The organism is Streptomyces sp. C, assembly GCF_000158895.1.
Classification (GTDB): domain Bacteria; phylum Actinomycetota; class Actinomycetes; order Streptomycetales; family Streptomycetaceae; genus Streptomyces; species Streptomyces racemochromogenes.
The window spans coordinates 3,028,398-3,033,931 of sequence record NZ_GG657750.1 but is presented as its reverse complement, the minus strand read 5'-3'; the positions used below and the strand labels follow the sequence as shown (position 1 = coordinate 3,033,931).

The 5,534-nt window shown below is 73.7% G+C and carries 5 protein-coding genes; 4 read left to right on the top strand and 1 reads right to left on the bottom strand.

The annotated features are described in order from the left end of the window. Positions 1 to 66: 66 nt before the first annotated feature. Positions 67 to 1,404: a UDP-N-acetylglucosamine 1-carboxyvinyltransferase gene (gene murA / locus SSNG_RS13550; protein WP_007264398.1), complete on the bottom strand. Its 1,338-nt coding sequence runs from the start codon at positions 1,402 to 1,404 to the stop codon at positions 67 to 69. A 262-nt stretch (positions 1,405 to 1,666) separates the two neighbouring features. Between murA and SSNG_RS13545 the strand changes: the two genes are divergently transcribed. From SSNG_RS13545 to SSNG_RS13530, 4 genes are all read left to right on the top strand, one after another. Then, positions 1,667 to 2,227, top strand: coding sequence for a YqgE/AlgH family protein (locus SSNG_RS13545; RefSeq protein ID WP_042800969.1), 561 nt, complete (start codon positions 1,667 to 1,669; stop codon positions 2,225 to 2,227). 28 nt (positions 2,228 to 2,255) lie between these two features. Continuing rightward, complete coding sequence (locus tag SSNG_RS13540; RefSeq protein WP_007264396.1) at positions 2,256 to 2,540, top strand: DUF3039 domain-containing protein; 285 nt, start codon at positions 2,256 to 2,258, stop codon at positions 2,538 to 2,540. 230 nt (positions 2,541 to 2,770) lie between these two features. Continuing rightward, positions 2,771 to 4,420, top strand: coding sequence for a beta-N-acetylhexosaminidase (locus tag SSNG_RS13535; protein ID WP_007264395.1), 1,650 nt, complete (start codon positions 2,771 to 2,773; stop codon positions 4,418 to 4,420). A gap of 471 nt (positions 4,421 to 4,891) precedes the next feature. Beyond that, positions 4,892 to 5,534, top strand: a 643-nt coding sequence (locus SSNG_RS13530) for an FAD binding domain-containing protein (RefSeq protein ID WP_165364997.1), incomplete at its 3' end; no start/stop codon positions are given.

The window sequence follows — 5,534 nt, the reverse complement described above, 5'->3', positions numbered from 1 at the left end:
GGGTGGCCGCCCTCAGGCCTTTCCAGGGCCCCGCAGGGGCCCCGTGGGGCCCCTGCGGGAAGATGATCAGACCAGGTCGCCGTTGGGCAGCTCGACCTTGGCGCCGAGCTCCTGGAGCTTCTCCATGAAGTTCTCGTAGCCGCGGTTGATCAGGTCGATGCCGTGGACGCGCGAGGTGCCCTCGGCCGCCAGCGCCGCGATCAGGTACGAGAAGCCGCCGCGCAGGTCGGGGATGACCAGGTCGGCGCCCTGCAGCTTGGTCGGGCCGGAGACGACCGCCGAGTGCAGGAAGTTGCGCTGGCCGAAGCGGCAGGCGCTGCCGCCCAGGCACTCGCGGTACAGCTGGATGTGAGCACCCATCTGGTTCAGCGCCGAGGTGAAGCCGAGGCGGGACTCGTACACCGTCTCGTGCACGATCGACAGGCCCGTGGCCTGCGTCAGGGCGACGACCAGCGGCTGCTGCCAGTCGGTCTGGAAGCCGGGGTGCACGTCCGTCTCCAGGGCGATGGCCTTCAGCGGGCCGCCCGGGTGCCAGAAGCGGATGCCCTCGTCGTCGATCTCGAAGGCGCCGCCGACCTTCCGGTACGTGTTCAGGAAGGTCATCATCGAGCGCTGCTGGGCGCCGCGCACGTAGATGTTGCCGCCGGTGGCCAGGGCCGCGGAAGCCCAGGACGCGGCCTCCAGGCGGTCCGGGAGCGCCTTGTGGTTGTAGCCGCTCAGGCGGTCGACACCGGTGATCCGGATGGTCCGGTCGGTGTCCACGGAGATGATCGCGCCCATCTTCTGCAGGACGCAGATGAGGTCTTCGATCTCCGGCTCGACGGCGGCGTTGCTGAGCTCGGTCACGCCCTCGGCCAGGACGGCCGTCAGCAGGACCTGCTCGGTCGAGCCGACCGACGGGTAGGGCAGGCGGATCTTGCAGCCGCGCAGGCGCTGCGGGGCCTCCAGGTACTGGCCGCCCTCGCGCTTCTCGATGGTCGCGCCGAACTGGCGGAGCACGTCGAAGTGGAAGTCGATCGGCCGGCCGCCGATGTCGCAGCCGCCCAGGCCCGGGATGAAGGCGTGGCCGAGGCGGTGCAGCAGCGGGCCGCAGAAGAGGATCGGGATGCGGGAGGAGCCCGCGTGCGCGTCGATGTCGGCGACGTTCGCGCTCTCGACGTAGGTCGGGTCGAGGATCAGCTCGCCCGGCTCTTCGCCGGGGCGCACGGTCACGCCGTGCAGCTGGAGCAGACCGCGCACGACCCGCACGTCACGGATGTCGGGAACATTGCGCAGCCGGCTCGGCTCGCTGCCGAGCAGGGCGGCCACCATGGCCTTCGGCACGAGGTTCTTCGCACCGCGGACACGGATCTCGCCCTCGAGCGGGGTTCCGCCGTGGACAAGCAGGACATCGTTGCCGGTCATGGATCTCGCGTTCCGGAGTGGATGGGCAGGGGACCAGACGTAAGGGTAAGGGCCACCACCCCCATGTTTGTATGGGTGACGGGGCCGTAGGACTGTCATGAATACGGCACAGCACCCTCGGTGTCCGCCAGGTAGCGGAGTGTTGCGTTCCGGCGTGCGGGGCGGCGCGCGCTCCTCTCTGCCGCCGTGCGCCCTGAGCTGCGCGTGATCCGATACCGCCGCCCGCTCCCCCCGAGGGGCGATTGTGCGAGATCATGTGCCCATGACCGAGGTGTCCTCCCTCACAGGGCGGCTGCTCGTGGCCACCCCCGCCCTCGCGGACCCGAACTTCGACCGCGCGGTGGTGCTGCTGCTCGACCACGACGAGCAGGGCTCGCTCGGCGTGGTCCTCAACCGGCCCACCCCCGTGGACGTCCGCGACATCCTGCTCCCCTGGGCCCCGCTGGCCGGCGATCCGGGGGTGGTGTTCCAGGGCGGCCCCGTCGCACTGGACTCCGCCCTGGGCGTCGCCGTGATACCCGGGGAGGAGGGGCCGCTCGGCTGGCGCCGGGTCCACGGGGCGATCGGCCTCGTCGACCTGGAGGCCCCGCCCGAACTCCTCGCCACCGCCCTCGGCGCCCTGCGCATCTTCGCCGGCTACTCCGGATGGGGCCCCGGCCAACTGGAGGACGAGCTCGGCGGCGGCGCCTGGTACGTCGTCGACTCCGAACCGGGCGACGTCTCCTACCCCGACCCCGAACGGCTGTGGCGAGCCGTGCTGCGCCGCCAGCGCAGCGAGCTCGCGATGGTCGCCACCTATCTGGACGACCCGTCGCTGAACTGAGCCCGGCCGGGTTCAGTACCCTGGATTTATGAGCACTCTTGAGCCCGAGCGCGGGACTGGTACGGGGACCCTCGTAGAACCGACGCCGCAGGTGTCCCACGGCGACGGCGACCACGAGCGCTTCGCCCACTACGTCCAGAAGGACAAGATCATGGCGAGCGCGCTCGACGGCACCCCCGTCGTGGCGCTCTGCGGCAAGGTCTGGGTCCCGGGCCGCGACCCGAAGAAGTACCCCGTCTGCCCCATGTGCAAGGAGATCTACGAGTCCATGGGCGCCGGCGGCGACAAGGACAAGGGCGGCAAGGACAAGTAGGGGGGCCTGACCCGAGGTCCTGACCCGAGGTCCTGGCCGACGGTCCCGGCTTCCGCCGCCGAAGGCCCCCGATGCGCGTCAGCGCGTACGGGGGCCTTCGCCGTGTGCGCGGGGCGGGTTAGGGTCGGCGCGACGAGCGTCGCCCCGCGGGGACGGGTGCGCGGGCCGCCGCGGGCCGGCCGCCGCCGTCCCCGCCCGGGCGGCCGCCGGCCGACGCGGAGGACTGACGCATGGACCTGATCCCGCTCCCCGAACACCTCGTTCCCGACCCGAAGGGACGCCGCCACACCTTCGGGCCCGAGCCCGTGCTCGACGCCGGGCCCGGCACCGGGGGCGTCGCACGCTGGCTGCGCCGGGAGGTGGGCGCCGCCACCGGATGGGCCCTGCCCGCGCCCGCCGCCGGCGCCCGGGGCGACGTACGGCTGCGGATCGAGTCCGGGGAGCCCGGGGGAGCGGACGGGCTGCGGCCCGAGGCGTACCGGCTCGACATCGGCCCCGACGGCGTGGAACTGACCGGCGGGGACGCCGCCGGGCTGTTCTGGGGCGCCCAGACGCTGCGTCAGCTCCTCGGTCCCGACGCCTACCGGCGGGCGCCGCTGCGCCCCGGCCGGACCTGGAGCCTGCCGTACGCGGCCGTCGCCGACAGCCCCCGCTTCGGATGGCGCGGCATGATGCTCGACACCGCCCGGCACTTCACGCCCAAGGACGGGGTGCTGCGCCACATCGACCTGCTCGCCGCCCACAAGCTGAACGTGCTCCACCTGCACCTGACGGACGACCAGGGCTGGCGCATCGAGATCGAGCGCCACCCCCGGCTCACCGGGGTGGGCGCCTGGCGGGCCCGCAGCCGGTGGGGCCACCGCGCCTCCCCGCTGTGGAACGAGACCCCGCACGGCGGCTTCTACACCCGGGACGACATCCGCGAGATCGTCGCGTACGCCGCCGAACGGCACGTACGGATCGTCCCCGAGATCGACGTCCCCGGGCACTCGCAGGCCGCCATCGCCGCCTACCCGTGGCTGGGCAACGCGGACGTCGTGGACACCGCCGCGCTGGGCGTGTGGGACGACTGGGGCATCAGCGAGAACGTCCTCGCCCCGACCGAGGAGGTACTGCGCTTCTACGAAGGGGTCTTCGAGGAACTGCTGGAGCTCTTCCCGGCCGACGTCTCGCCGTTCGTCCACGTCGGCGGCGACGAGTGCCCCAAGGAGCAGTGGCGGGCCTCGCCCGCCGCGCAGGCACGCATCCGCGAACTGGGCGTCGACGGGGAGGACGGCCTCCAGTCCTGGTTCATCCGGCACTTCGACGGCTGGCTCGCCGCCCGCGGCCGCCGCCTCATCGGCTGGGACGAGATCCTGGAGGGCGGCCTCGCCGACGGCGCCGCCGTCTCCTCCTGGCGCGGCTACGCGGGCGGCGTCGCCGCCGCCGAAGCCGGGCACGACGTGGTGATGTGCCCCGAGCAGCAGGTGTACCTGGACCACCGTCAGGCGGACGGCCCCGACGAGCCGATGCCCATCGGGTACGTGCGCACCCTGGAGGACGTCTACCGCTTCGAGCCGGTGCCGCCGAAGCTGTCGCCGGAGGCCGCCGCGCACGTGCTGGGCGCCCAGGCCAACGTGTGGACCGAGGTGATGGAGAACCAGTCCCGCGTGGACTACCAGGTGTTCCCCCGGCTGGCCGCCTTCGCCGAGACGGTGTGGTCGCGGCTGCCGGAACCGGAATCCCGTGACTGGGCCGGCTTCGAGGCGCGCACGGCGGCCCACCTGGCACGCCTGGACGCCCTCGGGGTCGACTACCGGCCACTGGCCGGACCTCTGCCGTGGCAGCGGCGGCCGGGGGTCGTGGGACGCCCGCTCGAAGGCGCGCCCCCGATCGTGTGACCCGGGGGCGCGGGGGGCGCTCCGGCGCCGCCCGTCCGGAAGCGGAACTCTTCGGGAACCTTTGGAACTCTCGCTCAAAGGAGGCCGATCCGGGGAAAAACGGACGTTCGGGCGGAGGGTGGACGGACCGTGCCGCAGGCGGCTCCGGCCCGCCCGCAGGCCCCGCCCGCAGGCCCCGCCCGCGGGGCCCCGCCCCGGCCGCGCGCGCGACGGCGCCGGAGCGCGGGCCGGCACCCCGTACGCGGGCCACCCTCGGCGCCGGGGCGGTCCCCGAAGATGTGCCAGAAGTTGCCAACGTCCCCGGCGGTGAGCACGTACCCGTACGGCGGACAGGCGTGAGCGCCGGGACCGGGACATCGGGAAGGGGCAGCCGGGTTGACCACGCACGCACCGCACACACCGCATTCGGCTCAGGGGCCGCACGCACCGCACTCGGCTCTCGGGCCGCAGGCGGAGCGGGCGCAGTCCGTGATGCTGCCGGCATCGCTCGACGAGGCCGTCGCGGCACTCGCCGCCATGCCCGCGGCCGTGCCCGTGGCGGGCGGCACCGACCTCATGGCCGCCGTCAACGCCGGGCTGCTGCGCCCCGCCGCCCTGGTCGGCCTCGGCCGGATCAACGAGATCCGCGGCTGGCAGTACCAGGACGGGCACGCGCTGCTCGGCGCCGGACTGACGCACGCCCGGATGGGACGGCCGGATTTCGCCGCTCTGATCCCGGCGCTGGCCGCGGCCGCCCGGGCCGCCGGCCCGCCGCAGATCCGCAACGCCGGCACCCTCGGCGGCAACATCGCCTCGGCCGCGCCGACCGGCGACGCCCTGCCGGTGCTGGCCGCGCTGGAGGCGGAGCTGGTGATCGTCGGCCCCGGCAGCCTCGGCGACACCGGGTGCTCGCAGCGCGAGATCCCCGTCTCCCACCTGCTGGCCGGCCGCGACATGCTGCGGCCGGGCGAACTGATCGGCTTCGTGCGGGTGCCGCTGCTGCACGCCCCGCAGGTGTTCCTGAAGGCCACCGGACGCACCGGCCCGGGCCGCGCGGTGGCGTCGGTGGGACTCGTACTGGACCCGGCGCGCTGTGGAGTGCGGTGCGCGATCGGCGCGGTGGCCCCGATGCCGC